21 protein-coding genes are annotated in these 25332 nt (G+C 65.6%); 9 read left to right on the top strand and 12 right to left on the bottom strand.

The window, feature by feature from the left end:
- Positions 1–132: 132 nt before the first annotated feature.
- From F7R26_RS10605 to F7R26_RS10595, 3 genes are all read right to left on the bottom strand, one after another.
- Positions 133–819, bottom strand: coding sequence for a LuxR C-terminal-related transcriptional regulator (locus F7R26_RS10605; RefSeq protein WP_277820362.1), 687 nt, complete (start codon positions 817–819; stop codon positions 133–135).
- A gap of 1014 nt (positions 820–1833) precedes the next feature.
- Complete coding sequence (locus F7R26_RS10600; protein WP_150983561.1) at positions 1834–2484, bottom strand: response regulator; 651 nt, start codon at positions 2482–2484, stop codon at positions 1834–1836.
- A gap of 45 nt (positions 2485–2529) precedes the next feature.
- Positions 2530–5793 carry a hybrid sensor histidine kinase/response regulator gene (locus tag F7R26_RS10595; protein ID WP_170301729.1) on the bottom strand — a complete coding sequence of 1088 codons (3264 nt, stop codon included), beginning with the start codon at positions 5791–5793 and terminating at the stop codon, positions 2530–2532.
- A gap of 498 nt (positions 5794–6291) precedes the next feature.
- Between F7R26_RS10595 and F7R26_RS10590 the strand changes: the two genes are divergently transcribed.
- A complete protein-coding gene (locus F7R26_RS10590) occupies positions 6292–6660 on the top strand; it encodes a hypothetical protein (RefSeq protein WP_150983559.1) in 369 nt (122 codons plus the stop codon).
- A 123-nt stretch (positions 6661–6783) separates the two neighbouring features.
- On the opposite strand, the gene F7R26_RS10585 is transcribed toward F7R26_RS10590, so the two are convergent.
- The 7 genes from F7R26_RS10585 to F7R26_RS10555 all read right to left on the bottom strand — a co-directional run bounded on the left by F7R26_RS10585 (position 6784) and on the right by F7R26_RS10555 (position 14972).
- Positions 6784–8256 carry a SidA/IucD/PvdA family monooxygenase gene (locus F7R26_RS10585; RefSeq protein WP_150983558.1) on the bottom strand — a complete coding sequence of 491 codons (1473 nt, stop codon included), beginning with the start codon at positions 8254–8256 and terminating at the stop codon, positions 6784–6786.
- The gene (locus F7R26_RS10580) at positions 8253–9629 is read right to left on the bottom strand and encodes an LLM class flavin-dependent oxidoreductase (RefSeq protein WP_150983557.1); all 1377 of its coding nucleotides are present in this window, start codon (positions 9627–9629) and stop codon (positions 8253–8255) included. The genes F7R26_RS10585 and F7R26_RS10580 overlap by 4 nt, the downstream gene beginning before the upstream one ends.
- A 70-nt stretch (positions 9630–9699) precedes the next feature.
- Positions 9700–11052: an LLM class flavin-dependent oxidoreductase gene (locus F7R26_RS10575; RefSeq protein WP_150983556.1), complete on the bottom strand. Its 1353-nt coding sequence runs from the start codon at positions 11050–11052 to the stop codon at positions 9700–9702.
- Positions 11049–12296 carry an acyl-CoA dehydrogenase family protein gene (locus tag F7R26_RS10570; protein WP_150983555.1) on the bottom strand — a complete coding sequence of 416 codons (1248 nt, stop codon included), beginning with the start codon at positions 12294–12296 and terminating at the stop codon, positions 11049–11051. Before F7R26_RS10570 ends, F7R26_RS10575 begins: the two co-directional genes overlap by 4 nt.
- Before the next feature lie 59 nt (positions 12297–12355).
- Positions 12356–13543, bottom strand: coding sequence for an acyl-CoA dehydrogenase family protein (locus tag F7R26_RS10565; protein WP_150983554.1), 1188 nt, complete (start codon positions 13541–13543; stop codon positions 12356–12358).
- Positions 13544–13651: 108 nt separating this feature from the next.
- Complete coding sequence (locus tag F7R26_RS10560; protein WP_150983553.1) at positions 13652–14095, bottom strand: VOC family protein; 444 nt, start codon at positions 14093–14095, stop codon at positions 13652–13654.
- A 160-nt stretch (positions 14096–14255) separates the two neighbouring features.
- Positions 14256–14972: an SGNH/GDSL hydrolase family protein gene (locus tag F7R26_RS10555; protein ID WP_150983552.1), complete on the bottom strand. Its 717-nt coding sequence runs from the start codon at positions 14970–14972 to the stop codon at positions 14256–14258.
- A gap of 81 nt (positions 14973–15053) precedes the next feature.
- On the opposite strand from F7R26_RS10555, the gene F7R26_RS10550 reads away from it, so the two are divergent.
- Both F7R26_RS10550 and F7R26_RS10545 read left to right on the top strand, forming a co-directional pair.
- Positions 15054–15524 (top strand): SRPBCC family protein, encoded by a 471-nt coding sequence (locus F7R26_RS10550; protein ID WP_150983551.1) that lies wholly within the window; start codon positions 15054–15056, stop codon positions 15522–15524.
- Complete coding sequence (locus tag F7R26_RS10545; protein ID WP_150983550.1) at positions 15521–16996, top strand: DHA2 family efflux MFS transporter permease subunit; 1476 nt, start codon at positions 15521–15523, stop codon at positions 16994–16996. The genes F7R26_RS10550 and F7R26_RS10545 overlap by 4 nt, the downstream gene beginning before the upstream one ends.
- A gap of 39 nt (positions 16997–17035) precedes the next feature.
- Here F7R26_RS10545 and F7R26_RS10540 read toward each other — a convergent pair whose 3' ends face one another.
- The gene (locus F7R26_RS10540) at positions 17036–17305 is read right to left on the bottom strand and encodes an acyl-CoA-binding protein (protein WP_150983548.1); all 270 of its coding nucleotides are present in this window, start codon (positions 17303–17305) and stop codon (positions 17036–17038) included.
- 199 nt (positions 17306–17504) lie between these two features.
- Between F7R26_RS10540 and tsaB the strand changes: the two genes are divergently transcribed.
- From tsaB to F7R26_RS10520, 4 genes are all read left to right on the top strand, one after another.
- On the top strand, positions 17505–18272 hold the full coding sequence (gene tsaB, locus F7R26_RS10535) for a tRNA (adenosine(37)-N6)-threonylcarbamoyltransferase complex dimerization subunit type 1 TsaB (RefSeq protein WP_150983546.1): 768 nt from the start codon (positions 17505–17507) through the stop codon (positions 18270–18272).
- A gap of 101 nt (positions 18273–18373) precedes the next feature.
- Positions 18374–18859 (top strand): ribosomal protein S18-alanine N-acetyltransferase, encoded by a 486-nt coding sequence (gene rimI / locus F7R26_RS10530; protein WP_150983686.1) that lies wholly within the window; start codon positions 18374–18376, stop codon positions 18857–18859.
- Positions 18856–19803, top strand: a complete 948-nt coding sequence (locus F7R26_RS10525; RefSeq protein WP_150983544.1) for a uracil-DNA glycosylase — start codon at positions 18856–18858, stop codon at positions 19801–19803. The genes rimI and F7R26_RS10525 overlap by 4 nt, the downstream gene beginning before the upstream one ends.
- A complete protein-coding gene (locus tag F7R26_RS10520; RefSeq protein ID WP_150983542.1) occupies positions 19778–20944 on the top strand; it encodes a DUF1853 family protein in 1167 nt (388 codons plus the stop codon). The genes F7R26_RS10525 and F7R26_RS10520 overlap by 26 nt, the downstream gene beginning before the upstream one ends.
- A gap of 24 nt (positions 20945–20968) precedes the next feature.
- On the opposite strand, the gene lplT is transcribed toward F7R26_RS10520, so the two are convergent.
- A complete protein-coding gene (lplT, locus tag F7R26_RS10515; protein ID WP_150983541.1) occupies positions 20969–22288 on the bottom strand; it encodes a lysophospholipid transporter LplT in 1320 nt (439 codons plus the stop codon).
- A gap of 451 nt (positions 22289–22739) precedes the next feature.
- Between lplT and alr the strand changes: the two genes are divergently transcribed.
- Complete coding sequence (gene alr / locus F7R26_RS10510; protein WP_150983539.1) at positions 22740–23855, top strand: alanine racemase; 1116 nt, start codon at positions 22740–22742, stop codon at positions 23853–23855.
- A 106-nt stretch (positions 23856–23961) separates the two neighbouring features.
- The gene (radA, locus tag F7R26_RS10505) at positions 23962–25323 is read left to right on the top strand and encodes a DNA repair protein RadA (protein ID WP_150983537.1); all 1362 of its coding nucleotides are present in this window, start codon (positions 23962–23964) and stop codon (positions 25321–25323) included.
- The last annotated feature ends 9 nt before the right edge of the window (positions 25324–25332 follow it).

Below are 25332 nucleotides of genomic sequence, written 5' to 3'. Positions count from 1 at the left end.
CGATGGGAATGCATTATCGAATAATGCCGTCGATCGGAATGCTTTCCTATCGGACAATTCTCAATCTTTGACTTCAGCTGCGATTTTCCATAGCGCCCCAATCCATTCCGGTGGCAAGCCCCCGGAGTGTCGCTATCCGCGCAGGGATTTGATCGGCTCGATTGCCGCGGTATCCTCGTTGGCCGAGGCAAAGCGAAATGCGAATGCGTACTCATACAACTCGCGGTCGTTTGCAAGCCCCAGCTTTTTCATGCCCGTGATGCGCTGCGTGCTCACGGTCTTGACGCTGCGGCCCAGCGCCGTGGCGATCTCACCGACGGTCATGCCTCGCGTATAGCGGCGCAGCACTTCGGTCTCCCGTGCCGAAATGCAGTCGTTGGCAAAGACGTCGATCGGCTCCTCCGTCATTCGCGAATGCGCTATCAGCCTGCGCACCGATGGCGCGATGTACATGCGCCCTCGCGCGACGGCCCGGATGGCACCCGCGATCTCCCTGGGCGGGTCGCTCCTCAGCAGCAGACCATGGGCACCCGAGACGATCATGGCGCGCAGGACCAAGGGGCTGGATACCTTCGTGATGATCACGACCTTCAAGCCAGGACAGGTGCCATGCAGAAGATCCAGCAATGCGATATTGTCGTCATGTCGCCGGCCCGGACGATGAAGGGCGCAGAGCAGGACATCGGCCCTGGCGCTGCCCAGCCACTGCATCAGTTCGGCGGAATCCGCGGGTTCTCCAACGATCTCGACTTCATCCATCAGCGCTAACACCTGGCGCATCTCTTTCTGCGATGTGGAATGGTCATCCGCAAGAAGCACTCTGATTGGCACAACTAAGCCCTCCGATCAACGAATCTGTGTAAAACCGATCCGGCGCCCGGCGGACCGTGCCCGGATGAACGGCTCCCGGATATTCGGTTTCGGAAATCTCCGGCCTGGCGGGCCGCTTCGATTGTTTCGGACGCTCGGTATGGCAAGGGTTTGTCAATCTCCAGCCGCGTAACAGCGGCACGGCAAATAGCGATGGCCGGAATGGCGTAGCCATATCTCGCCCCTGCTTCAAGGCGACTGGGCCTGAGAGCAAGCCAATCCTCCTGCGGGTGGCGGCAAGGCGTGACCCGGATCCATCGGGGGCGGGCAAGACCTTCCGATGGCTTGGTCACATGAACGTGCATATTGGCCGCCAAAGCCCTGGTATGGATCGCATGTGTCAGCAGATATTCGCCAGAATTCCCCGGTAGCGACACAGGACAGTTCTTGTTTTCATTAAAAATAAATGAAATGAGATTATCGCCATGCTTAAAAACGCGCGCGGGCTCGGGTGCCTCGCGGTGCAAGTCGGCCTCTCATCAAGGTTCTGTCAGTCGTAGAATTACAATTATTTTTCGACAAAAAAATTGTAATAAAGTATACAAAATACTGAAAATTATAATTAATTTTTTGTATTTTTGGCTTGGAAATTAAAGGAAATAGGCTTCTACGGTGCGGATGGAGCCAGGGCGGTTATCCGGCGCGCGCCTGCCGAGTGGTGGGGATTCTTGCGTCGTTCCAGTCGATGATGATCAACCATCCCCGCTAGCCAGCCGCCCAGCGGCTGTCAATGTTGAGCTGGCTGTGCGCCGGTACGTTGCTGCAGAACCAGATTAGTCTGGTAGAAGAGGCGTGATGACTTCAGTATTCTTGAGGTCGTCGGCATCAACATTCCCTGGTGATGCCGACTCCCGATTCCGGCGAGGATTCCCTCCCTCTGCCCGGACTTCTACCCACCCAAGCGACCCTCGCGGGCTGCTTGGGTTTTTTTTGCGCCCGACAGGGCGCGTCCTTGGCGCCCCGCTACTGAAAGAGCTCGGTAGTAATGCAGAAGGTGATGAGCTGCTGGTCGGTTGTTATACCGAGCTTCTGCATTGCTGCCACCTTGTGGCCACTGACGGTCTTGATGCTGCGGTTGAAGTGCCTGGCGATATCCTGAACCGACTCCCCGCCAACGAAATGGCGAAGCACTTCATATTCCCGCGGCGACAGCGTCTTGATCCGCTCGCCAACGGACTCCGCCCCCGAGCTCGCGCGTAGAGACGCCTGGAGGGAGGCTGGAATGTACCTGCGATTACTCCGGATCGCGAACAAGGCGGCGAGGATGTCGTTGAGGGAGTCGCCCTTGAATACCACCCCGTGCACGCCGGCATCGTACAGGGCCGATACGATGATCGGGTTGGTGAGCATTGTCAGCACCAGCAGCTTGACGTCGGGAAACGTCCTGGTCAGGTATGCGATGAGCTTCAGGCCATCCCCGAAGACCGAATCTCCGGGCATGGCAAAGTCCGTGACAATAATATCCGGACGGGCAACGGGAATCTTGGCAATCAGGTCCGAGGGGCCCGAGGCGGAATCCACCACCACGAAACGCAGGTCCTGTTCGATGACTTCGCGTACTCCGATGAGTACCAGGGGATGATCGTCCGCTAAGATGATTTTGGTCTTTTTCATGGAGTTCAAAAATCGGATAAAGGGAAGCCGTCGCCAGGTTGGTTGTCAAAACTCAGCAAGAATGGCCTCGATCTGCGAGGCAACCAGCGCTATGCCTGCCTTCTGCTTTTGCTGAAGGCCTTCGCTGCGAATCTCTTCCTCCAGGGCTTCACAGTATTCCACGAGTCTGAACAATTTTACGGTAGCCAGCGCTCCGCGGATACGATGCAACGTATCCAGGGCGCTGTCGGCGGACGAATTCGCCATGGCTAGATTGAGCACCGCGATATCGCTTCGCATGGTCTCGGAGAATATGTTGCGGAACCTGGGCGGCACGAACCCGGCTTCATCATGGCTGGCCGGGGACGCCGGGGGGGCTTTCGCCACGTGCCGTATGACAGCAGGCGAGCGAATGGACTGGAGATGAGTCCGTAGCGCCCCCAGGTCAAATGGCTTGACCAGCCAGGATGTCATGCCCGCATCCATGCAGCGCTGCTCCTCTTCGCGCATCGCGTTGGCGGTGATCCCGATAATCGGGCCCTCGTAGCCTTGTTGCCTTAACGCTTCGGCCAACTCGTAGCCATTTGCCCTCGGCATGTTGATGTCCGTGATCACGACATCGAACAGATCGCGGTGCCATCGGGCCAGCGCATCCACCCCATCGCAGACCAGGGCAACCAGGCAGCCGATCTGTTCGAGTTGCTCCTTCAGGATCATGCCATTGATCGCGTTATCTTCGGCCACGAGGACCCGAAGCTGTGCGACGGCAGCGAGCGGTTCCGCCTGCCTGTCAACTGACTCGGATATACCCGGCCCCGCCAGGGCGATGGCGTTGCCGAGCGCCTGCATGCTGTGCGCACTCAGGTAGCCACGCTCCACTGATAAAGCTGCGTCCGCCGCATCCGGCTGGCTGCCGGCAAACAGATAGTTCCCGGTCCAGCCCGCGGGAACAGGGTAGGAGACGAGAAGGTCCAGCAGGCTTGCGCGCGGCGCGGCATAGACAGGCAGATCGTCCGCCGTGTGGGTGGTGGCCCCCCAGCGCTTGAGCCATGCGCACACATTGTCGGTCAACTCCTTGCTCGGGGATCGCACGTAGACGGATTCCCCTGTCAGCACCGGCGCTTGCGACGGTACCTGCACCGCAGCATGCGACACGGGGAGCATCAGCGAAAAGCTGCTTCCCAGGCCCGGATCGCTGACCACCCGGATGTCCCCATGCATCAGCCTTGCCAGGCGCATGCAGATGGACAAGCCCAATCCGGCGCCGCTTACCGTATGCATATTGCTGTCGATCCGGTAGAACGGGGTGAAGAGTTCTGCTTGACGTTCCCGCGGTATCCCGACCCCTGTGTCCACCACCTGGAACTGCAGCATCACGCCGACGCGATCTGTCGAAACTTGCCGGACGCGGAGAATCACGTGACCGGATTCGGTAAATTTAATGGCGTTGCTCAGGAGGTGGTTCAGTATTTGCTGAATCCGCATGGTGTCGCCACGCAGGCGCTCAGGCAGATCGGGCGCAATGCAGGCGTAAAGGAGCAGGCCCTTTTGCCCGGCGCCGGCGGCAAAGCGGCTGACGGTAGCCGCCACCAGCGATAGCAGGCAGAAGTCGTCCGCCTCGACTGACAACTGCCGCGCTTCGATCTTGGCGATATCCAGGACGTCGCTGATGATCTGCATCAGTATTTCGGACGAGTTACGGATCGTCTGGATATATTGCCGCTGCGCGTTGCCGAGGCCGGTGAGATCCAGGAGTTCCAACGCGCCCATGACGCCATACAGCGGCGTTCGGATTTCGTGGCTCATCGAGGCCAGGAAGGTGGTCTTGGCCTCGCTCGCGTTGTCAGCGTCCTGCTTTCCCTTGGCCAGGGCGCGCTCGATTTCCTTGCGTGCACTGATATCGGCGAACGCGCACAGCAGCACGGCTTGACCACGGTAGTGGGTCGGCGCGAAAGCCAGGGAGAGCGGCCTGCTGCCGTCGCCCCGTATTTCCTCGATCGCGCCGGGCAGGGTAGCGGCAAGCACTTGCGTGGCCTGAGAGGCATTGTCGAGAGCGAACTGCAGGTCCTGGTGCGCATCCAGGCCCGGGGCCAGGCCCGGGTCCAGGTTGAGCCATTGCTTTGCCAGATGATTGCCGAACAGCGCCGTTCCGTCCGCCCGGTTGTAAATGCACAGCGCCACAGGCGCGGTCTCGATGAGTGCGTGGATGAATGACTCGGTTTCCGCCAGCCGCTCATGTACCCGGCGTGCCGGCACCATCACGCGCCGGTTGTGCCAGCGCACGAAGGACAAACCGCCGCCCAGCCCGAATAGCACCAGCATTGCGAGGATGGCTGGCAGGCCCTTGTGATGGCGGAAGAGGGTCGGATAGCTGATGCGGTATAGCGCGTGCCACGACCCGCTCGGGTCCGTTAGCCGAAAGTACAGTCCGTCGGCGGCAAAGGTAACGCCATCCGCCTTCGATGCGGGCATCGGCGTCTTGCCCGCAAAGGTGGTGCGGGCCTTGTCTTCCAGCCAGAAATCGTCGTAGCCGGGTGGTTTCAGGGAACCCCGAACACTGCCAATGCTATCCAGGCTTAGCAGCGCGGCAGCGTAGAGCGTATCGTTCCCGGATTGCGTCTCTCGCGGTATGGCCACTGCGGCATCGAGAGGCAGGACCGCGAGCATCTTGCCTGCTCCCCCGGCCGCCGGCTCTGCGCGGAGCCAGCTGACAGCCTCGGATGCAACGTCGCGCCCGCCTACGTGCGTGCCGGCATGCTGCGAGCCCATCGAGAACACCATGCCGTACTCCTCGGACCTGTTGTCCGAATTGGCGCGGAACGCCTGCATGCCGACACTGGTATCGGCGTGCGCCGCGACCAGGAAGACATCTGCCGGCGGATGTTGGGATGCTGCCCAGTACGTGCTGTAGTAATTGAAAAAAAATGTGCCGAACCGGAGCACGGATCTGTCTTGTGGAGGACAGTCCGCCGTGCCCCTGCAGGCAATGCTGAACATGACCGACGTGCGCGGAACCCGCGCCTCGAACAGCATCACGCCGCCATGGACGCTCGAATCGATGCGCCTCAGCTCGAGATCGCCAGCGTAATCATCGGGATGCAGGCTCTGGACTCGCGTGCGCAGGCGTATCAGGAAGGCCTCCTGCTCCCGGATATAACCAGTGAGTCTGGAAAAATGGATGGCGATCCGTTCTTCCTGATCCTCCACAACGTGGAACATGCCCCAGCCAAGCGTGCCGGCCAGCATCAGCGCCAACGGAATGACGACGAACAGGACGAGACTCAGTTGCCTCTGCATGCGGGCAAGGTGGCGGATCGGACTGCTTTCCATTAGCGCGGCAGGTGGTGAAAGGCATCGTGTCTGCGATGGATACCCGGGGGAAATTGGAAACCTCTCCGGCAGCACCACGCTGCAGCCCGGTGTGGCCGGCATCGCGCACACGCCAAAGGACGGAGAATGGCCTGCTCTGCCCCGAGCAATACATAAGTGTCACTGGACGTGTCACTGAAAGTGGGGCAACTCGATGTGTACACCAGATCCGACGATTGCTCAATAGCCCCGGATCACATCCCGGCATGCAGGAAGGGCCCGGACGATGCCGGTTGACGGCAGATCGTGATGGCGGCAGGGGGGCTCCGGCTGAGTCGCGTGGCGGATCGGCAAGGTCACTGTGGTGACTGCTGCGCTTGGCGAGGACCTATCCGGCGCTTGCAGTCTTCTTTCTCTGCTTATCTTGGAGCCTATCCACGGGACTCCCTGCAGAATTTACGCTAAGTTCTTGTCGTGCCAGATTGGCGCCTCGATGTCTTGCCATCACGGAGCCGACCCATGCGAACGCCAACAAGGCAGCAAACCTATGACGAGGCGAGGCGATTTATCGAGGCCATTGGCCTGCGGGATGCACAGGTGCTACAGCACAAGTTCGGTATTTCCAGCGCAGTGGCCGAAGAGATATTCGGTTGCATTGATGAATACTTCGATGAGGGGGCAATCCCGTCCATTGCGCCACTGGAGGCGGCCTTTGATTTGCGTACGCAGAAAAGGCCATGCATTGATGTCTATGAAACCAACGGAAAGGCACTAGGAATGGCGTGTGTGCTCTTTGACAATGGCAGGCCCGGCGAGGCCATTCTGCATATTGAAGTTTCGGAAAACAACGAAAAACTGGATCTGCACTACAAGTACATTGGATCTTGAAGAGATTTCTGGCTTGATCTCTTCAAGTTAAAAGGCCTTGTCGCAGGCGGCGGTACGCGGATCTGTTCCCGGCGGGTCGAGGATCCGGCCGCCTCAAGCTGCCTCAAGCTTCCTCAAGCCACCTCAAGCCGCCGCGAGCGCGGCGCCCGTGGGCTTCCAGACGGCGCCAGCATAGAACTGCGCCCCAAAATCCGCCGGCACGTCTGCACGAATCCGCTGCTCATGCAGCGCCAGGTCGGCCAGCAGCAGATCCCGGCTGATGCGGGCGACCGAGCCCGGAATATCGCGCCGCATGCTGGGCACATCGCCCAGCGGCACGCCGACGCTGGCAAAGCCTGCCGGGTTATGCACGTGGAGATCGCGCAGCCACGGCGCGGCACCCGGTGTTTTCTCAAGGTACTCAAGGCCGCTGCCCAGGTAGGGCGACGCGGCGAGCTCGTCGTCGCGCGCATCGGCCGGGGGCTGGTAGCGGTCGCGCCAGCGCAGGATATGTGGCGCAATGTCGGCCAGTTCTGCTCGCGCCGACGGATCCACCAGGTAGCCCGTGCCGGCAATCGCGAAGTCGAAACGCAGGGTCTGTCCTTGCACTTCTGTGACAATGCGGCCGGACTCCACCTCGGCGGCGGACAGCGAGGTGCTCAGGTGCAGATGGAACTGTGGGAATTTGAGCACCCGCTCCACCGAGTCGGCCGGTGGCGTGGATCCGGCGCGCCGATAGCGGATGGCTTGCTCCCAGCGCGTGGCATCGGGCAGGGCGTGGTAATTGTCGTAGAGGCCGGGGTAGGCGCGCACGCGCGATACCGGCGTGGCGGCGATATGGTCGCGGCGCGCGAACAGGTGCACGGCGGCCGCGCCGGATTCCAGCGCCACGGCGGCGGCGTCGAAGGCGGAGGCCGCCGCGCCCAGCACGGCTACCGTCTTGCCGCGCAGCGCGCCGAAGTCGATGGCGTCGGCCGTATGCGCGGCCAGCCCGGCGGCCACGGCCTGCGACAACACAGCGGGCACGAACGGCGCGCCATTGCCGGCCACGCCATTGGCCAGGACGACCTTGCGCGCGGTCTCGATGCGCGGCTGCCCATTCACGTCAAGATGCAGCCGGAAGTGCTGCAGCGCGCCGCCGGTTACTGGCTCGATGCGCACCACGCGCGTGGCGTAGCGCACCGGCACGCCGAGGAAGTTGCGGTACCAGTCCAGGTAATCAGCCCAGTCCAGGCGCGCAATGCGGTCGATCGCGGCATAAGCCTCGGCGCCGTGCCGTGCTTCATACCAGGCCTGGAAGCCCAGCGTCGGCAGGCCGAGCTCGGGCCCGACCAGGTTCTTGGGCGTGCGCAGCTTCTGCATGCGGGCGCGCGTGCGCCAGACGCCGGCCAGCGCACCATCTGGCGCGGCGTCGAGCACCGTCACGCGGCCGATGCCCGCGCGGCGCAGCGCGAAGGCATAGGCGCTGCCGCTCTGGCCGCCACCAACGATGGCCACGTTGTGGTCGATGCCGGCGTGGTCCGGCACCCAGTTGTCTGGCGCGGGGCCGAGCAGGCGCAGCGTTTCGCGTGCGAGGAAATCGGGGTCGGAGCCGGGGAAGGAAGAGGTTGTCGTCATGCTGCTGCGGCAAGGGTTGAGGCGGCGGGCCTGGAGGAAGCGGCCGGATGCGCGGGGCGCTTGAGCCCAAGGTGCTCGCGCAGCGTGCTGCCTTCGTACTCCGTGCGGAACAGGCCGCGGCGGCGCAGCTCAGGCAGCACCAGCGCGATGAAATCGGTGAGTCCGCCCGGCAGCACCGGCGACATGAGGTTGTAGCCGTCGGCGCCGTATTTGCGGAAGCGCTCTTCAAGCTGGTCGACAATCTGCCCGGGCGTGCCGATCACCTGCCAGTGGCCGCGCGCACCCGCAACGCGCTGGTAAAGCTGGCGGATGGTCAGGTTCTCGCGCCGCGCAAGGTCGATCACCAGGCGCTGGCGGCTCTTGCTGGCATTGGTCTCGGGCAACTCGGGAATCGGGCCGTCGAGCGGATAGCCTGACAGGTCGAAGCCGCCCGTCAGGCCAGACACCAGCGCCAGGCCGACCACCGGGTCGATCAGCGCTTGCAGTTGCTCGAATTTCTCTTTGGCTTCGCTTTCACTCTGGCCCACCACCGGGAATACGCCGGGCAGGATCTTCAGGTCATCCGGCTCGCGCCCGTAGCGGGCTAGCCGGCCTTTGACGTCGGCGTAGAACGCCACGGCATCCTCCACGGTCTGCTGCGCCGTGAACACGGCTTCGCCCGTGCGCGCGGCCAGTTCCTTGCCGGCTTCGGAGGAGCCGGCCTGCACCACGACCGGATGGCCCTGCGGCGTGCGCGATACGTTGAGCGGCCCCTGCACCGAGAAATGCTTCCCCTTATGGCCCAGTACATGGCGCCTGGCGGGCTCGTAGTAGCGGCCGCTGGCCTTGTCGCGCAGGAAAGCATCGTCCTCCCAGCTGTTCCACAGCCCGGTGACCACATCGGCGAACTCCGCCGCGCGCTCGTAGCGCTCGGCGTGGGCGAAATGGTGGTCGCGGTTGAAGTTGCGCGCTTCGTGCTCGTTGGATGAGGTGACCAGGTTCCAGCCGGCGCGCCCGCCCGAGATATGGTCCAGCGAGGCGAACTTGCGCGCCACGTGATACGGCTCGTTGAAGCTCGTCGAGGCGGTGCCGACCAGGCCGATGCGCTGCGTCACCGCGGCCAGCGCGGACAGCAGCGTGATGGGCTCGAACTGCGCCTGGTAGCTGTGCGCGGTACGGCTGAGAAACTCGACATCGTCGCCGCGCGTGCCTACGCCGTCGGCCAGGAAGACCAGGTCGAACTTCGCCGCCTCGGCGGCCTGGGCGAGCGCGACGTAGTGCTTGAAGTCGATGCCCGCGTCGGCCTTGGCATCGGGATGGCGCCAGGCCGCGATATGGTGGCCGCTGGGGTAAAGGAAGGCGCCCAGGCTGAGGAAACCGCTACGTTGAGCCATGATTGCTTATCGGTTGCTTATCGGTTGCTTATCGGTTGCTTATCGGTTGCTTATCGGTCGTTGAGGGATATCAGGCGGCGATGCGTGTGCTTTGCCGGCCTTGCGGCCGTGCCAGCCCCAGGTGCTCGCGCAGCGTGCTGCCTTCGTACTGCGTGCGGAACATGCCGCGCCGCTGCAGGATCGGCACCACGCCGTCGACAAAGTCCTGCAGCCCGTCGGGCAGCGCATCGGGCATCAGGTTGAAGCCATCGGCCGCGCCGTGGCGGAACCAGCGCTCGATGTCGTCGGCAATCTGCTCGGGTGTACCCACGATCACGCGGTGGCCGCCGCCGCCCGCCAGCTCGCGGATCAGTTCGCGCACGGTGTAGCCATGGCGCCGCGCCAGCGCCAGCGTGGCGTTGAAGAAGGTGTGGTTGCCATTGCCGTTGGCGGGCAGGGCGAGATTGTCCGGCAGCCGCTCGTCCAGCTTCAGGCGGTCCGGCGTGATGCCGAGCGTGCCGGCCAGCCGCGCCAGGCTGTAGTCCCAGGGGATCAGGTCGATCAGCTCGTCGCGCCGCCGGCGGGCCTGGGCTTCGGTGGCGCCGATGATGGTGGTCAGGCCGGCGAGCACCTGCACGGCATCGGGCCCGCGCCCCAGCGCCTGTGCGCGCGCCTTGAGCTCGCGCCCGTAGGCCAGCGATTCCTCGAACGATTGCGATGCCGAGAACACGGCCTCGGCATGGCGTGCGGCCAGCTCGCGCCCGTCGGCGGAGCCGCCGGCCTGCACGACCACCGGATGGCCTTGCGGCGAGCGCGGCAGGTTAAGTGGTCCCTGCACGCTGAAATGCTCGCCATGGTGCGCGATCGGCTGCACCTTGGTGGTGTCGACGAAGCGGCCCGATGCCTTGTCGCCGATAAAGGCGTCGTCCTCCCAGCTGTCCCACAGGGCCTTGACCACGGACGTGAATTCTGCCGCCCGCGCATAGCGCTGCGCATGGTCCGGCGCCGCATTGCGCCCGAAATTGCGCGCCGACGGCACATCGGCCGTGGTGACCACGTTCCAGCCGGCGCGCCCCGCGCTCACATGGTCTAGCGTGGCGAAGCGCCGCGCGATGTTGTAGGGCTCGTTGTAGCTGGTGGACGCCGTGCCGATGAGGCCGATATGCGTTGTCGCCGCGGCGATGCTGGCCAGCAGCACCGTAGGTTCCAGCGCCGGGATCGGGCGGAAATGAATCTGGTCGACGATAGCCGCGTTATCCGCCAGGAACACCGCGTCGAGCTTGCCGGCTTCGGCGATCTGCGCCACGCGGATGTAGTGCCGCACGTCGGTAAAGGCGGCAGGATCACTGTCGGGCAGCCGCCACGCGGAGGGCACGAAGCCCGAGTGCAGGATATTGATGTTGAGGTGGAGCTGGCGCTGGCGCGCCCCGTTCGATGCACTCATTGGTAGGTCCCCGGTTCAGGATGGCCTTCGCCCAGCACCCAGCGGCCGACATTGCGGGTCTTGTACTCGGACGGGTTGTGCAGGGTATGGATGCGCACATTGCGCCAGAAGCGGTCCAGGCCGGTCTTGCGTACTGCCGAGCGCGCGCCCGTGACCTCGAAGATCTCGCTGGAGACCTGCAGCGCGACCTCGCCGGCCAGCACGTTGGCCGCCGCAATGGCCACGGCTGCTTCACCGCGCTCCTCGGCGCTGAGCGCTTCGCCGCGTGCGATCACGCTGTCAAGCGCAAGCAGCGCGCGGTCGGCCAGCGCGGTGGCGGCCTGGGTCTTGACCCAGAGCTCGCCGTATTGCCGGCGCACCCACGGGTCGTCCACATGGCGCTCCACGCCTGAGTGAATCCACGGGCGTGACTGATGCACCGTATACTCACGCCCGGCGCGCAGCGCGCCTTGCGCCGTGCCGATGAACACATTGAGCAGCACGCTTTGCTGCTGCAGCGGCGTGACCGTGCGGTAGGGCTCGGCCGGCGCGCCGGTGGGATTCAAGGGCACCGGCTGCCCGAGCACTTCGCTCTCGTGCACGCGCACGCCCTGGTAGGTGACGCGGCCGCTGCCGGTCTGGCGCTGGCCGATGCCGTCCCAGTCGTCCTCGATCACGATGCCTGCGCGGTCCGCGGGAATCGCGGCAAAGCGGCGTTCGCCGCTGTCGGCGTCTTCCCAGGCAATCGCCAGGAAGTCGGCCACGTGCGAGCCGGAGGTGAAGGGGCGGTAGCCGTCCAGCACGAACCACTCGCCATCGCGTCGTCCAAACAGGCTCCTGGAAAAGCTGCTCGCCGTGTTGCCCCAGAACCAGTTGCCCTCGGCCGAGCGGCGCCACAGGCTGGCGGCCTTCTCCGGTGCGTTGCGCAAGCGCGGGCTCAGCAGGCTGCTGTAGTGATAGCCGAACAGATGGCCGAGCGAGCCGTCCACCTGCGCGAACAGGCGCGTGATGCGCAGCATGGTCGACCAGGTTTCGCCCTGGCCGCCGACTTCGCGCGGCAGCAGCAGCGTAAGCAGGCCGTGTTCCTTGAGCAAGCGGATCTGCTCCGCGGGTTTCCCGCCGGCCTGGTCGCGGGCGATGGCGTCTTCGGCAAAGCGCTCGCGCAGCAAGATGGCGCGGGCGATGAATGGGTTGCTGGTGTCCGGCTCGAACAGCGCAGGTGCCGGTTCGGCCTGCGCATGAAGATAGGCGACGTTGGCGGTCATGATGTTCAACGGGTTTAGCGGGTTTAGCGGGTTTAGCGGGTTTGGCGGGTTTAGCGGATTCAGCGATAGATGGCAGGCGAGGGGAACTCGCCCGTGAGCAACCACGTGCCCACCGTGCGCTTCTTGTACTCGGCCGGGTTGTGCAGCGTGTGGGTGCGCACGTTGCGCCAGAAACGGTCGAAGCCATTGGCGTTGGTGGCCGAACGCGCACCCATCACCTCGAAGATCTCGTTCGACACGGCCAGGCCGGTTTCCCCGGCGTACAGGTTGGCGGTAGCCAGCGCGATGGCTACCGGCCCGCGCTGCTCCAGCGTCAGCGCCTGTCCGTAGCCATAAATGGCATCCAGGCTGCGCGCCGCCTGGTCGGCCAGCTCGGTTGCCGCCAAGGTGCGGATGGCAAGCTCGCCGTATTTGCGCTGGACCCACGGATCATCGACATGGCGCGCCACGCCCGAATGGATCCATGGGCGCGATTGCGTGGCGGTATAGGCGCGGCCTTCGTCGAGCGCGCCCTGTGCCGTGCCCACAAACACGTTGAGCAGCACGCTTTGCTGCAGCAGCGTGGTCAGCGATGCGAAAGGGGTGAGCGGATCGTCGGGCTTGCCGAGCAGTTCATCGTCGCGCACCAGCACGCCGTTGAACGTCACGGTGCCGCTGCCGGTCTGGCGCTGGCCGATGCCATCCCAGTCATCCTCGATCACGATGCCCGCGCGATCGGCGGGCACCACGCCCATCAGGCGCTGGCCCAGCGCGTTCTCCCATGCCAGCTGGATCACGTCCGCCACATGGCTGCCGCTGGAGAAGGGCCGGAATCCGGTGACGATCCAGCCATCGTTGCCGGGGGCGCGCTGCGCACTGGACGTCTTCGACAGCGCATTGCCCGAGTTGCTCCACAGCCATTGCGCCTTGGCGGCGGCGCGCAGCCAGCGCTCTTGCTGAGCCGGCGTGCCGCGCGCCTGCACGGCGTGCACGGGCAGATGGTGGTAGCCGAAGAGGTGGGCCAGCGAGCCATCGGTCCGTGCGAATTCCCGCACCACGCGCAGCAGTGAAAGCCACGAAGCACCGCCCCCGCCGTAGGCCGTGGGAATGCCCGCCGAAAGCAGGCCGCTTTCCTTGAGCAAGCGGATTTGTTCGCCAGGCCGGCCGCCAGCCTTGTCGCGGGCGACGGCATCGGTATGGAAGGTCTCGCGCAGCACCACCGCGCGGGCGACGAAGGGGTCGTTCAGATCCGGGTCGAAGTTGGACATGCCGCGTTGTCTTCTCGAAGTTGCACCCGAGAGACGATAGAGCAAGGTTTGCGCGCCACCAACGAAGCAAACCGCGCTTGCATATCCACTTTTGTGGATGCTATGGCGCTATAAATCCTGCAACGCAGGCTCCCTGGTTTCCTTTCCCCTTTCGGTGGCGCTGTAAGCCCCACCCTTCCACTCGATAAAGCAGAGCCTATGGCCAAAAGGGTCGGACAGCATCGCCTGCCGCCCCCAGGCGAAATCCTGCGGCCAGTCCTCCAGCTCGGCGCCGGCTTCCAGCGCACGCTCCACGGCGCTTTCCAGGTCCGCCACCACGAAATCGAGATGCGCCGGTGTCCAGTGCCGGCGATCGTCATGCCGGCCGTCGGCGCGCGTGCTGGGCCTGGTGCCCGGCGCCTTGGCCAGCAGGTAGATCGGCGCGCCGCCGCCCAGCATTTCCGCCACGGCGCCGTTGAACAGCTTGCGCGCCAGGCGCAGGCCAAGGCCCTGCTGGTAGAAGCCGATGCCGTGCGCGAGGTCGTCGACGTCGATATTGATCAGCAATTGCATCGCGGTCTCCTGCTTGGAATTGGGGGCGCGGCCTGCATGGAAGCACGTCGCCCGAAGACCAGGATTGTGCGCCGGCACTCCTGACACGTACTGTCAGGAGTGTTCTACTCGGCGCCTGTGACGCGCAAGGCTGAGAGCGGCCCCGGGAGGGCGGAGGACTTCAGGCGCGCATCGGCGCCAGCAGGGCATCGACCACGGGTGCCAGCGCATCGCCCAGCGCGATGTGGTCGGCGGCGTCCAGGTGCACGCCGTCGACTTCGCTGCTATGGATGACCGTGCCGGTGTCGAAACAATCGCAGCCGCGCGCGCGGCAGACTTCCTGGAAGGCTTGCGCCAGCCCCACGCATTTGTGCTCGCCGCCGGCAAACTTCGGCGCCAGCGGCCCGCGCGGCGTGGTGATGGGTGGGGGCACCAGCACCAGCACCGGCGGCACGGGCATGCCGGGCTCGATGGGTGCGCCGCGGATGGTGTCGAGCAGGGCGCCGATGCCTTGCGCGGCGTGCCAGGCGTGATGCGGGTGCATGGACTGGAAATCGTTGCTGCCGAGCATCAGGATCACCAGCGCCAGTGGCGCGTGCATCTCCATGCGCTGCGCCAGGCCCTGGATGCCGTTGCGGCCCGGCTTGAAGGGATCGTCCCAGACCGTGCGGCGGCCGTTGAGGCAGTCTTCCAGTATCCGCACGGGGCGCTGGCCGCCGGCCTTGGCACCGTTCAGGGCAAGCTCCAGCCGGCCGGGCCAGCGCACCGGCCAGGGCAGGCGCTGCCGCGTGCCTGGCACGATGCCCCACGAGAGCGAGTCGGCGTAGACCAGTACCTGCAGCGGATCGATGGCGCCAAGGACATCGGTTCGTGTGTCGGGAGACGGCAGGGCGCTCATGGGTGGGCTCCGGGAAGTTTTGCTGCGGACCTTGGCACAGACCTTCATAATATCGGCTAACTATAGATCGGGAGAGTTAAGTTGCGTTTCGAGCACCTGGTGGAGATCAACGATCCACAAAATATCCAGTTGGACACGCTCACGCCGGAGCAGCTCTGGCAAGGGCTGGTGCTGCGCAGTGCCGAGCCCGAGCTGTTTGTCATGGGGCTGGACCGCGCGGAGATCGTGGAGCGCGGCGACAACTGGGTCGAGCGCAAGCTGCATTTCGGCAAGGCCACGATTCGCGACCGCGTCGTCTTCGAGCCGCGCCGCGTCGTGCGCTATGAAACCGCCCCCACCGACGAGCACGCTGGCGGCACCCTGACCATGGCGATCGAGACGCCGGGCCCGGGCGCCTTGCTGCTGCGCTTTGTCTACGAAACCACCATGCCCGCGGTGGACGACAGCGGCGACGATCGTTTCGCCGAAATCGTCAAGTCGGCCTATCACGAGGCCGACCTCGACACCGTGCGCAAGATCCGCGAACTGGCCGCCCTCGGACGGCTGGGGTGAGCGAGCAGCCCTCGTCGCCTGCCGCCGGCAGGCAGCCGGGCGGTCCGACCCGGGAATCGCTGCGGGCACGCTATGGCAGCCAGCTGCGCTGGCTGGTGCTGCTGACGCTGATGCTGGGCACGGTCTCGTCGATCGTGTCGTCAACCATCGTCAACGTAGCCATTCCCGACCTGAGCCGGCATTTCGTGCTGGGGCAGGACAGCGCGCAATGGGTGGCGGCCAGCTTCATGATTGCCATGACGCTGTCGATGCTGCTCACGCCGTGGCTGCTTAACCGCTACGGCTTGCGCCGCACGTTCATTGGCAGCTTGCTGCTGCTGGGCATGGGCGGGCTGGTCGGCGGATTCTCGCCCACCTATGGCGTGATGATCGCCATGCGGGTGGCCGAGGGCATTGCGGCGGGGATCCTGCAGCCGCTGCCCAACATCCTGATCCTGCGGGTGTTCGAGGAGCGCGAGCAGGGCAAGGCGATCAGCATGTTCGGCTTTGGCGTGGTGCTGGCGCCGGCGCTCGGCCCCAGCGTGGGCGGCTTCCTGGTGGAGGCCTTCGGCTGGCGCTCGATCTTCTTCGTGGTGGTGCCGCTGACGCTGATCGGGCTGTGGATGGCGCGCCGTTTCATGGCGGTGGACTCGGCCATGATGGGCGAGCGCAAGCCGCTCGACTGGCAGGGCCTGGGCCTGGCCGGCATTGCCACCGTGAGCCTGCTCAACGGGCTGGTGCAGATGCGCGAGAGCGTGCCCGCCGGTATGGCGCTGGCGGGCTTTGGCGTGCTGATGCTGGTGGTGTTTGTGCTGTGGCAGTTGCGCGCGGAGAACCCGCTGATGAACATGCGCCTGTACAGCTACCGGCAGTTTTCGGCCGGGGCGGTGGTGGCCTTCATCTACGGCGCGGGGCTGTTCGGATCGACCTACCTGCTGCCCGTCTACATGCAGATGGCGCTGGCCTATACGCCGTCGCGCGCCGGGCTGGTGCTGCTGCCGGCCGGCATCGCGCTGGCCCTGACCATTGCCGCGGCGGGGCGGCTGACCCATCGCGTCCCGCCACATCTGCAGGTGTCGTTCGGTCTTGCGCTGCTGTCGGCTTCGTTCCTGCTGATGGCGATGGGGTCCCAGGCCACGCCTTACTTGCTGCTGGTGGGGTTTGCGGTGCTGGGGCGGATCGGGCTGGGCTGCATCCTGCCGTCGCTGACGCTGGGCTCGATGCGGGGCGTGGATTATTCGCTGATTGCGCAGGGTTCCAGTTGCATCAACTTCATCCGGCAGCTGGGTGGTGCGATCGGGGTAAGCCTGGCCGGCGTCGGCCTGCAATGGCGGCTGGCGGCCCAAGGTGCGGTGCTCGGTACCGACGGCGACCCGGCCGCGCGCATTCGCGCCTTCGACGAGACCTTCCTGGCGGTTGGCCTCGTCATCGCCACCGCCATCCTGGCAGCCTGGCGGATACGGCCAAGGCCGCTGGCCGAGGCCGAAGCCTGAAAGGGTTAGCCGGCTGATAGCCGGCTAACCTCTATGGCTTCAGGCGGTGGCGCCGCTGCGCAGTTCTTCCACCAGCGCGATGTACTTTTCCTGCGCGTCTTCCTGGGCGGTGCCCTTGAGCGTTTCCCAGGCTTCAAACTTGTAGCGGCCGACGAAATCGGTCATGCCCGGCTTGTCGCCATGGGCGTCGCCCTCGCTGCCTTGCTTGAACAGCGCGTAGAGGCGCAGCAGGGTCATGTTGCTGGGGCGCTCGGTCAGTTGCTTGACGTCGATCTGGGCTTGGGCAAAGCGTGCCTGCAGGTCGCTCATGGGGTTCTCCTGGCTGGATGGGGGGATGCGTTCTGGGTTCGGTGTTCGGGAAAAACCCGGTAGCCGCGATGATAGCGCCCGCCACCGCGCGTTTGAGCCGAAAGAAACCGAAGAACGCTTCAGTTCGGCTCGCCCCGGGCGCGGCGTGCGCACCGCACGCTAGTTCAGCTTTCGAGGCTGCTGCGGATACAATCTCGCCATGTCCTGGATTCTTGCAGTTGAAACCTCCACCGAGTGGTGTTCGGTCGCGCTCGGGCGCATTGCCGATGGCGGCGCCCTGGAGTGCCTGGTTCGTCATGAACACACCGGCCCGCGCTCGTCTTCGCGCGTGCTGCCGGCCGCCGGCGAGTTGCTGGCCGAAGCCGGCATTGCCCTGTCGGACTGTGCCGCCATCGCCTTTGGCGCCGGGCCGGGTTCCTTCACGGGGCTGCGCACCGCCTGCGGCGTGGCGCAGGGCCTGGCCTTTGGCGCCGATCTGCCTGTGATTCCCGTCAATTCGCTGATGGCCTGCGCCGAACGCGTGCGCCTGGGCGGGGAAGGGATGCCCGCGCTGCCGCCGGACGTGTCCGTGCTGGTGGCGCTGGATGCCCGCATGGACGAAGCCTACGCAGGCGCGTTCCGCTGGGATGGCGCCGCGCAGGCGTGGCAGGCGGCGACCGACATGCAGGTGTGCCCGCCGGAGGCCGTCAGCCTGCCCACGGGGCCGTTCTGGCTGGCGGGGAGTGCCGCTGCCGTGTTTGGCGAGCGCCTCAAGGCCACGGCGCTGGCGCTGCACAGCGTGCCCGAGGCCTTGCCCGCCGCGCCGGCCCTGGTGTCGATTGCCTTGCGCGCGCTGGCCCGTAATGAGACCGTTGCGCCGTCCGATGCCATGCCAATCTATCTGCGCGACAAGGTGGCCCAGACCATCGCCGAGCGCCAGGCCGTGGCGGCGCAGCGCGCGGCGCTGGCGGCGGGAGACCAGCCGTGAGCGTGGAGCGCAACCCGCCACCGGACGCCGGGTCGGCCAATCCCGGCCAGGGCGCGCATGCAGCGTGCGGCACTGGCGATGCATGGCCCGAGGTGCCGGTGATGCCAAGCGCGCCGGCGGGCTGGAGCATTGGCCGCATGACGGCGCTGGATGTGGAAGCCGTGGCGCAGATCGAAGCCCGGGCCTACACGCACCCATGGACCCGTGCCAATTTCGAGAATTCCGTCAAGGCCGGGCACATCGGCCTGACCTTGCGGGATAACGGGGGCGTGCTGGTCGCCTATACGGTGCTGATGCCGGTTGTCGACGAGATGCACCTGCTCAATATCACCGTGGACCCGGCGCGCCAGCGCGGCGGCCTTGGCCGGCTGCTGCTGGCCGCTGCCATGGCTACCTCGCACACGCATCATCTGCACACCATGCTGCTCGAAGTGCGTCCCTCCAATGTGGGCGCCATCGAGTTGTACCGTCAGGCGGGCTTTGCCGAGATCGGCCGGCGCAAGGGCTATTACCCCGCAGCCGGCCAGACGCGCGAGGATGCGCTAGTGCTGCGCCGCGCATGGGCACCCACGGAGGCCATGCCATGAGCCGCCGCGCCAGGTTCCTTGAAGTGCTCGGCATTGCCGATGAATGGGTGCTGCGCCGCGCGCCAGCCCTGCCGGAGGCGGTCGAGCCATCCGCCATGGCGGGACTCGCCGACCTGAGCGCCGAAGACCCCGTCGTCAACGACGGCGAGGCCTTGCGCGAAGCGGCCCAGGCCGCCGTGACGCTCGCCGCTGTTGCCGACGCTGGCGTGAACGCAGCGCAGGCCGAAGCCCGGGCCGAAGCGGCGCCTTCCGCATGGTCGGCACAAGCCGAGATGGAAGCGGGGGTATCGGCCACGGCCGAAGCCGCCGTCGCGCGCATACCGCCAGAGCCTGCGCTGGCGCTGGCAGATACCAGCACGCGCGAAGCCGTGATTGCGCGCCTGGACTGGGCCGCGCTTGCGCAGCGGGTCTCTGGCTGCACCGATTGCCAGCTGTGCAATGGCCGCACCCAGACCGTGTTCGGCGTGGGCGACCGTCAGGCCGAATGGATGCTGGTCGGCGAAGCCCCCGGCGAAAACGAGGACCTGCAAGGCGAGCCCTTCGTGGGCCAGGCGGGCAAGCTGCTGGACAATATGCTGGCGGCAGTCGGCCTGGCGCGCGGGCGCAACGTGTTTATCGCCAACGTGCTGAAGTGCCGCCCGCCCGGCAACCGCAATCCCGAGCCGGAGGAGGTCGCCCAGTGCGAGCCTTACCTGCGCCGGCAGATCGCGCTGATCCAGCCCAAGCTGATCGTGGTGCTGGGGCGCTTTGCCGCCCAGTCCCTGCTGCGCACCACCACGCCGATCGGTAAGCTGCGTGGCGCCGTCCATAGCTACGAAGGCATTCCGGTGGTGGTGACCTACCACCCGGCCTACCTGTTGCGCACCTTGTCCGACAAGGCGCGTGCCTGGGAAGACCTGTGCCTGGCCCGCGAGGTACATGCCCGTGCGGGAGCCAAGGCCTGAGTTCGCGCTGAGCCCCGGCGGCGCCATCGAGATGGCGCCGCTCTGGCGCCATGCCGTCTCGCAGCGCCTGCGCGAGCTCGCCTGGTGCTCGCTGTCGCCTCCGCTGCTGGCATTCCTGCCGACGGACGACGCAGGCAACGCCATCATCAATGGCAACGCCCCCGGGCATTCGCCAGCGGCGCTCGCGCGCTGGCCAGAAGGGGCGCTGGCCGCCTGGCAGCGTTGGCTGCCTGCTGCCGACCCCGCCGCGCTGCCCCCCACCATTGCCGAACTTGCCGCGGGCCTGGAGCAGCAACGCGTGCGCGGCCCGTCGCCCGCGCCCAGCCTGCGGCTGGGCCGACATGCCGAGCGCCTGCTGCAATTCACGCTGGAACACGCCGAGGGGCTGGAGCTGCTGGCGGCGAACCTGCCGGTGCGCCGTGCCGGCGCACATGGCGTGCAAACGCTGGGCGAGCTCGATTTTGTCTGGCGCGACGTGGCCAGCGGTGCCATCGTGCACTGGGAGATGGCGGCCAAGTTCTACCTGCTGGTCGAGCCTGCGACGCACGGCGCGCCGCGCGGCGGCGGGCCCGGCGCTGCCATGCTGGACCGCCATTGCTTCGTCGGCCCCAACCTGGTGGACCGCCTGGGCGACAAGCTGGATCATATTGTGCGCAGGCAACTGCCGCTGTCACGTACCCCCGAGGCCCTGGCGCTGCTAGGCCGCCCTGTCGACCGCAGCGAGGTCTACCTGCTCGGCTGGCTGTTCTACCGGGATGGCGTGGTGCCGCAGTCCATCGGCAGCCTGGGCATCGCGCCGGATCACCTGCATGGATGGTGGTCCACCTTGCCGGACTGGCTGGCCTGGGCCGTCAAGCGCGAAGGCTCGCGCTGGTACCGGCTGCCGCGCTCGGCTTGGATGGCGCCGGCCAGGGTGCCGCAAGCGCACACGGAAACCGCCGAGGCGATTCATGAGGCCCTGGCGCTGCGTTTTGCGGAGACGCATCACGAGAAGAACTGGCGCCGGGAAGCGCCGGTGATGCTGTGCGAGGTAGAGCCGGCGGGGCAGCCCGGCGTGTGGCGCGAGCGTACCCGCGGCTTTGTGGTGCCGCCGGGATGGGAGGAGCGGGCGCGTGAGCGCATCGCCAGGCCGGTGGGCTGAACCGGCCCGCGGCGCAAGCGGTGTTTAGTGGTGCTTGTCCTCGCCGATCATGGCGAGCGAATTGAAGTTGCGCACGTTGTAGCGGTGCTGGCGCATCACCAGCAGCATGGTGGCGCACACGAAGATGCCGAAGGCCACGATGACAATGCCGATCGGCACATTGAGCTTGATCAGCAGCGCGTACAGGCACAGCATCAGCAGCACCGAGACGTTCTCGTTGAAGTTCTGCACGGCGATCGAATGGCCGGCCGACAGCAGGACGTGCCCGCGGTGTTGCAGCAGCGCGTTCATCGGCACCACGAAGTACCCGGACATGCCACCCACCAGCATCAGGAAGACGTAGGCGATTGCCATGTACAGCGGCATGTGCATGCCGAGCACGTCCAGCGAAATCTCCGGCAGGCTGTTCTTGGTGTAGAAGGCCATCAGCATCACCACCACGCCCATCGCCACGCCAAACGGCAGCACCGACAGCGACTTGCGCAAGGGGATGCGCATGGCCGCCATGATCGCGCCTACCGCCACGCCCACCGCCACCACCGCTTGCAGCAGGGCGCCTTGCGACAGGTTCAGGCCGAGCGATTTTTCCGCCCATTTCAGCACGATGAACTGCAGGGTGGCGCCGGCACCCCAGAACAGCGTGGTCACGGCCAGCGAGATCTGGCCGAGCTTGTCGCGCCACAGGGCGGTAAAGCAATCAGCGAACTCGGCGATCAGCTTGATCGGGTTCTTTTCCTGCTGCGGGTAGCGGGCGCCCGTCTCGGGGATGAACAGGTTGAATACGGCTGCGATCACATAGAACAGCATGATCACCACCATGGCCGCCTCGGCCGGGGTGTTGATGCCGGTGTTGACGTAGGGAACGTCGATGCCGAGCAGAAGTTGCGAGATGTGCACCGAGATCAGTGCCCCGCCGACCACGGTGCCCAGGATGATCGAGCACACCGTCAGGCCTTCGATCCAGCCATTGGCGGCGACCAGTTTCTCGGGCGGCAGCAGCTCGGTGAGGATGCCGTACTTGGCGGGCGAGTACGCCGCTGCGCCGAACCCGACGATGCCGTAGGCCAGCAGCGGGTGCAACCCGAACATCATGATGGCGCACCCGGCAATCTTGATGGTGTTGGTGATGAACATCACCTTGCCCTTGGGCATCGAGTCGGCGAAGGCGCCCACGAAGGCAGCCAGCACGACGTAGGACAGCACGAAGAACAACTTGAGCAGCGGAGTCATCCACTGTGGGGAGTGCAGCTCGGTCAGAAGGGCGATAGCGGCGATGAGGAGCGCATTGTCGGCCAGCGATGAGAAGAACTGCGCGGCCATGATGGTATAAAAACCCTTCTTCATACTTTGGACTCTATCTCCATCGCTATCACCGTACATGTCAGGCATCAGCGCGCCGCTGGGTGCTGTTGTTGCCTGTAGGGAACCTGGGCCCGCGTCGTTGTCAAAGTGATGCCCGGGCCAGCCTTGGGATCGTTGCGCAGCTTGCCTGACCGTGTTCGACATATTGCATCACTTTTAAAACATGGCCGGAACGTCCGGCTTTATAACACGAAAATAAGGCGATTCCGAGCTTCCACGGGCCGCCGGTTGGACAGCGCAAGCGCGCAGCGATTCCCTAAATGTTTGCCCTAATGTGTTCAAATAACGCCTGTGCGACGCGCTGCGCGTACCGGGTCTTCCCTGATATGGTGCATCCACGTGGCAGAAGTGATCTGGCAGACAGCCAGGATCCCCGCCAATCCGCCGCGTCGCAAGTCACTGGAAGGCAGTAAAAAGCACTAGAAGCGATCTCATGCCAAGACCCATTCACGCCGTCATTCATCAACCGGCCCTGGCCAACAACCTGGACGTAGTGCGCCGTTGCGCACCCCAGTCGCGCGTCTGGGCCGTGATCAAGGCCAACGCTTATGGCCACGGCATCCGCCGGGCATTCGCCGGCTTGCGCGCCGCCGACGGCTTCGGCCTGCTCGACCTGAACGAAGCCGTGCTGCTGCGCGAGCTGGGCTGGCAAGGCCCGATCCTGCTGCTGGAGGGTTTCTTCCAGCCGCAGGACGTGCCCTTGCTGGAGCAGTACCGTCTCACCACTGCGGTGCATTGCGAGGAGCAACTGCGCATGCTGGAAGTCGCGCGTCCCAAGGGACCGCTTGGCATCCAGCTCAAGCTCAACACCGGCATGAACCGGCTGGGCTTCCGCCCGGATCAGTACCGCACAGCCTGGGAGCGTGCACGGACCCTGCCATGCGTAGGCAGCATCGTGCACATGACCCATTTCTCGGACGCCGACAGCGCGCGCGGCATCGCGCACCAGCTGGAAGTCTTCGACGCCACTACAGCCAACCTGCCGGGTGAGGCCAGCTTGTCCAACTCGGCCGCCACGCTGTGGCATCCCCAGGCCCATCGCGCATGGGTCCGTCCCGGGGTGGTGCTGTACGGTGCCTCGCCCACGGGCGTCGCGGCCGATGTGGCCAGCTTTGGGCTGCAGCCGGCCATGTCGCTGCACAGCGAGCTGATTTCGGTGCAGGACCTGCAGCCGGGCGATACCGTCGGCTATGGCTCGCTGTTCACGGCAGAGCGGCCGATGCGCATTGGCGTGGTGGCCTGCGGCTATGCCGACGGCTATCCGCGCCACGCGGCGGGCTGGGGCGATAAGCCGGCGCCGGTGCTGGTCGACGGTGTGCGCACCCATCTGGTGGGCCGGGTCTCCATGGACATGATCTGCGTCGACCTGACGCCTTGCCCGAGGGCCAAGGTGGGCAGCGCCGTGACCCTGTGGGGCCAGGGCTTGCCGATCGACGACGTCGCCGTGGCCAGCGGCACCGTGGGCTACGAGCTGATGTGCGCACTGGCGCCCCGGGTGCCCGTCACTGTGGCGACCCTGACCGCGCCGCAGCAGCCTGCGTCGGCCTGAGCGGCCATGCAGGGCACGGGCCGGGGCATGCATCCCGGCCCAGGCGACCGATCCCGAGCCCCGCCATTCCCTTGCTCATCCCCTTCAGCATCCCTTAGGACCTCAGTTGGCCAAGCCCAAGAACGTCTATACCTGCACAGAGTGCGGCGGCACCTCGCCGCGCTGGCAAGGCCAGTGCCCGCAGTGCCAGCAATGGAACACGCTGGTGGAGAGCGTGGCGGAAACCCCTTCGACCAAGCGCTTCCAGCCGCTGGCGGCCTCGGCCGTGGTGCAGCGCCTGTCCGAGATCGACGCCGCCGACGTGCCGCGCTTTTCCAGCGGCATCGAGGAGTTCGACCGCGTGCTCGGCGGTGGCCTGGTGTCGGGTGGGGTGGTGCTGATCGGCGGCGATCCCGGCATCGGCAAGTCCACCTTGCTGCTGCAAGCCCTGGCCAACCTGTCCGCGCAGCGCCGCGTGCTGTACGTCAGCGGCGAGGAGTCCGGCGCGCAGATCGCACTGCGCGCGCAGCGCCTGGGCGTGGACAGCCCGCACCTGGCGCTGCTGGCCGAGATCCAGCTCGAGAAGATCCAGGCCACGCTGGAGGTGGAAAAGCCCGAGGTCGCGGTGATCGATTCGATCCAGACCTTGTTCTCGGATGCGCTGACCTCGGCCCCAGGCTCGGTCGCCCAGGTGCGCGAGTGCGCGGCCCAGCTGACCCGGATTGCCAAGAGCACCGGCACCACCATCATCCTGGTCGGCCACGTGACCAAGGACGGCAGCCTGGCCGGCCCGCGCGTGCTGGAGCACATCGTCGATACCGTGCTGTATTTCGAGGGCGACACGCATTCCTCGCACCGCCTGATCCGTGCTTTCAAGAACCGTTTTGGCGCGGTCAACGAGCTGGGCGTATTCGCCATGACCGAGCGCGGCCTGCGCGGGGTCAGCAACCCGTCAGCACTGTTCCTGTCGCAGCATGAGCAAGTGGTGCCCGGCTCCTGCGTGCTGGTGACGCAGGAGGGTACGCGGCCGCTGCTGGTGGAGGTGCAGGCGCTGGTCGACACGGCTAACGTGCCGAACCCGCGGCGCCTGGCGGTGGGTCTGGAGCAGAACCGGCTGGCCATGCTGCTGGCGGTGCTGCACCGCCATGCCGGCATTGCCTGCTTTGACCAGGATGTCTTCCTCAACGCCGTGGGCGGGGTCAAGATCACCGAGCCGGCGGCCGACCTGGCGGTGCTGCTGGCCATTCACTCCTCCATGCGCAACAAGCCGCTGCCGCGCGGCCTGGTGGTGTTTGGTGAAATCGGACTGGCCGGTGAGATCCGGCCCAGCCCGCGCGGGCAGGACCGCTTGCGCGAGGCGGCCAAGCTGGGCTTCTCGATCGCGGTGATCCCCAAGGCCAATGCGCCCAAGCAGAAGATCGAGGGCCTGGAAGTGATCGCGGTTGAGCGGCTGGAGCAGGCGATCGACCGGGTTCGGCATATGGAGTGAGGTTTTCGG

Source organism: Cupriavidus basilensis (genome assembly GCF_008801925.2).
GTDB lineage: Bacteria > Pseudomonadota > Gammaproteobacteria > Burkholderiales > Burkholderiaceae > Cupriavidus > Cupriavidus basilensis.
Note: the sequence above shows the minus strand (reverse complement) of the source record. Positions and strands in the feature narration are given on the sequence as shown.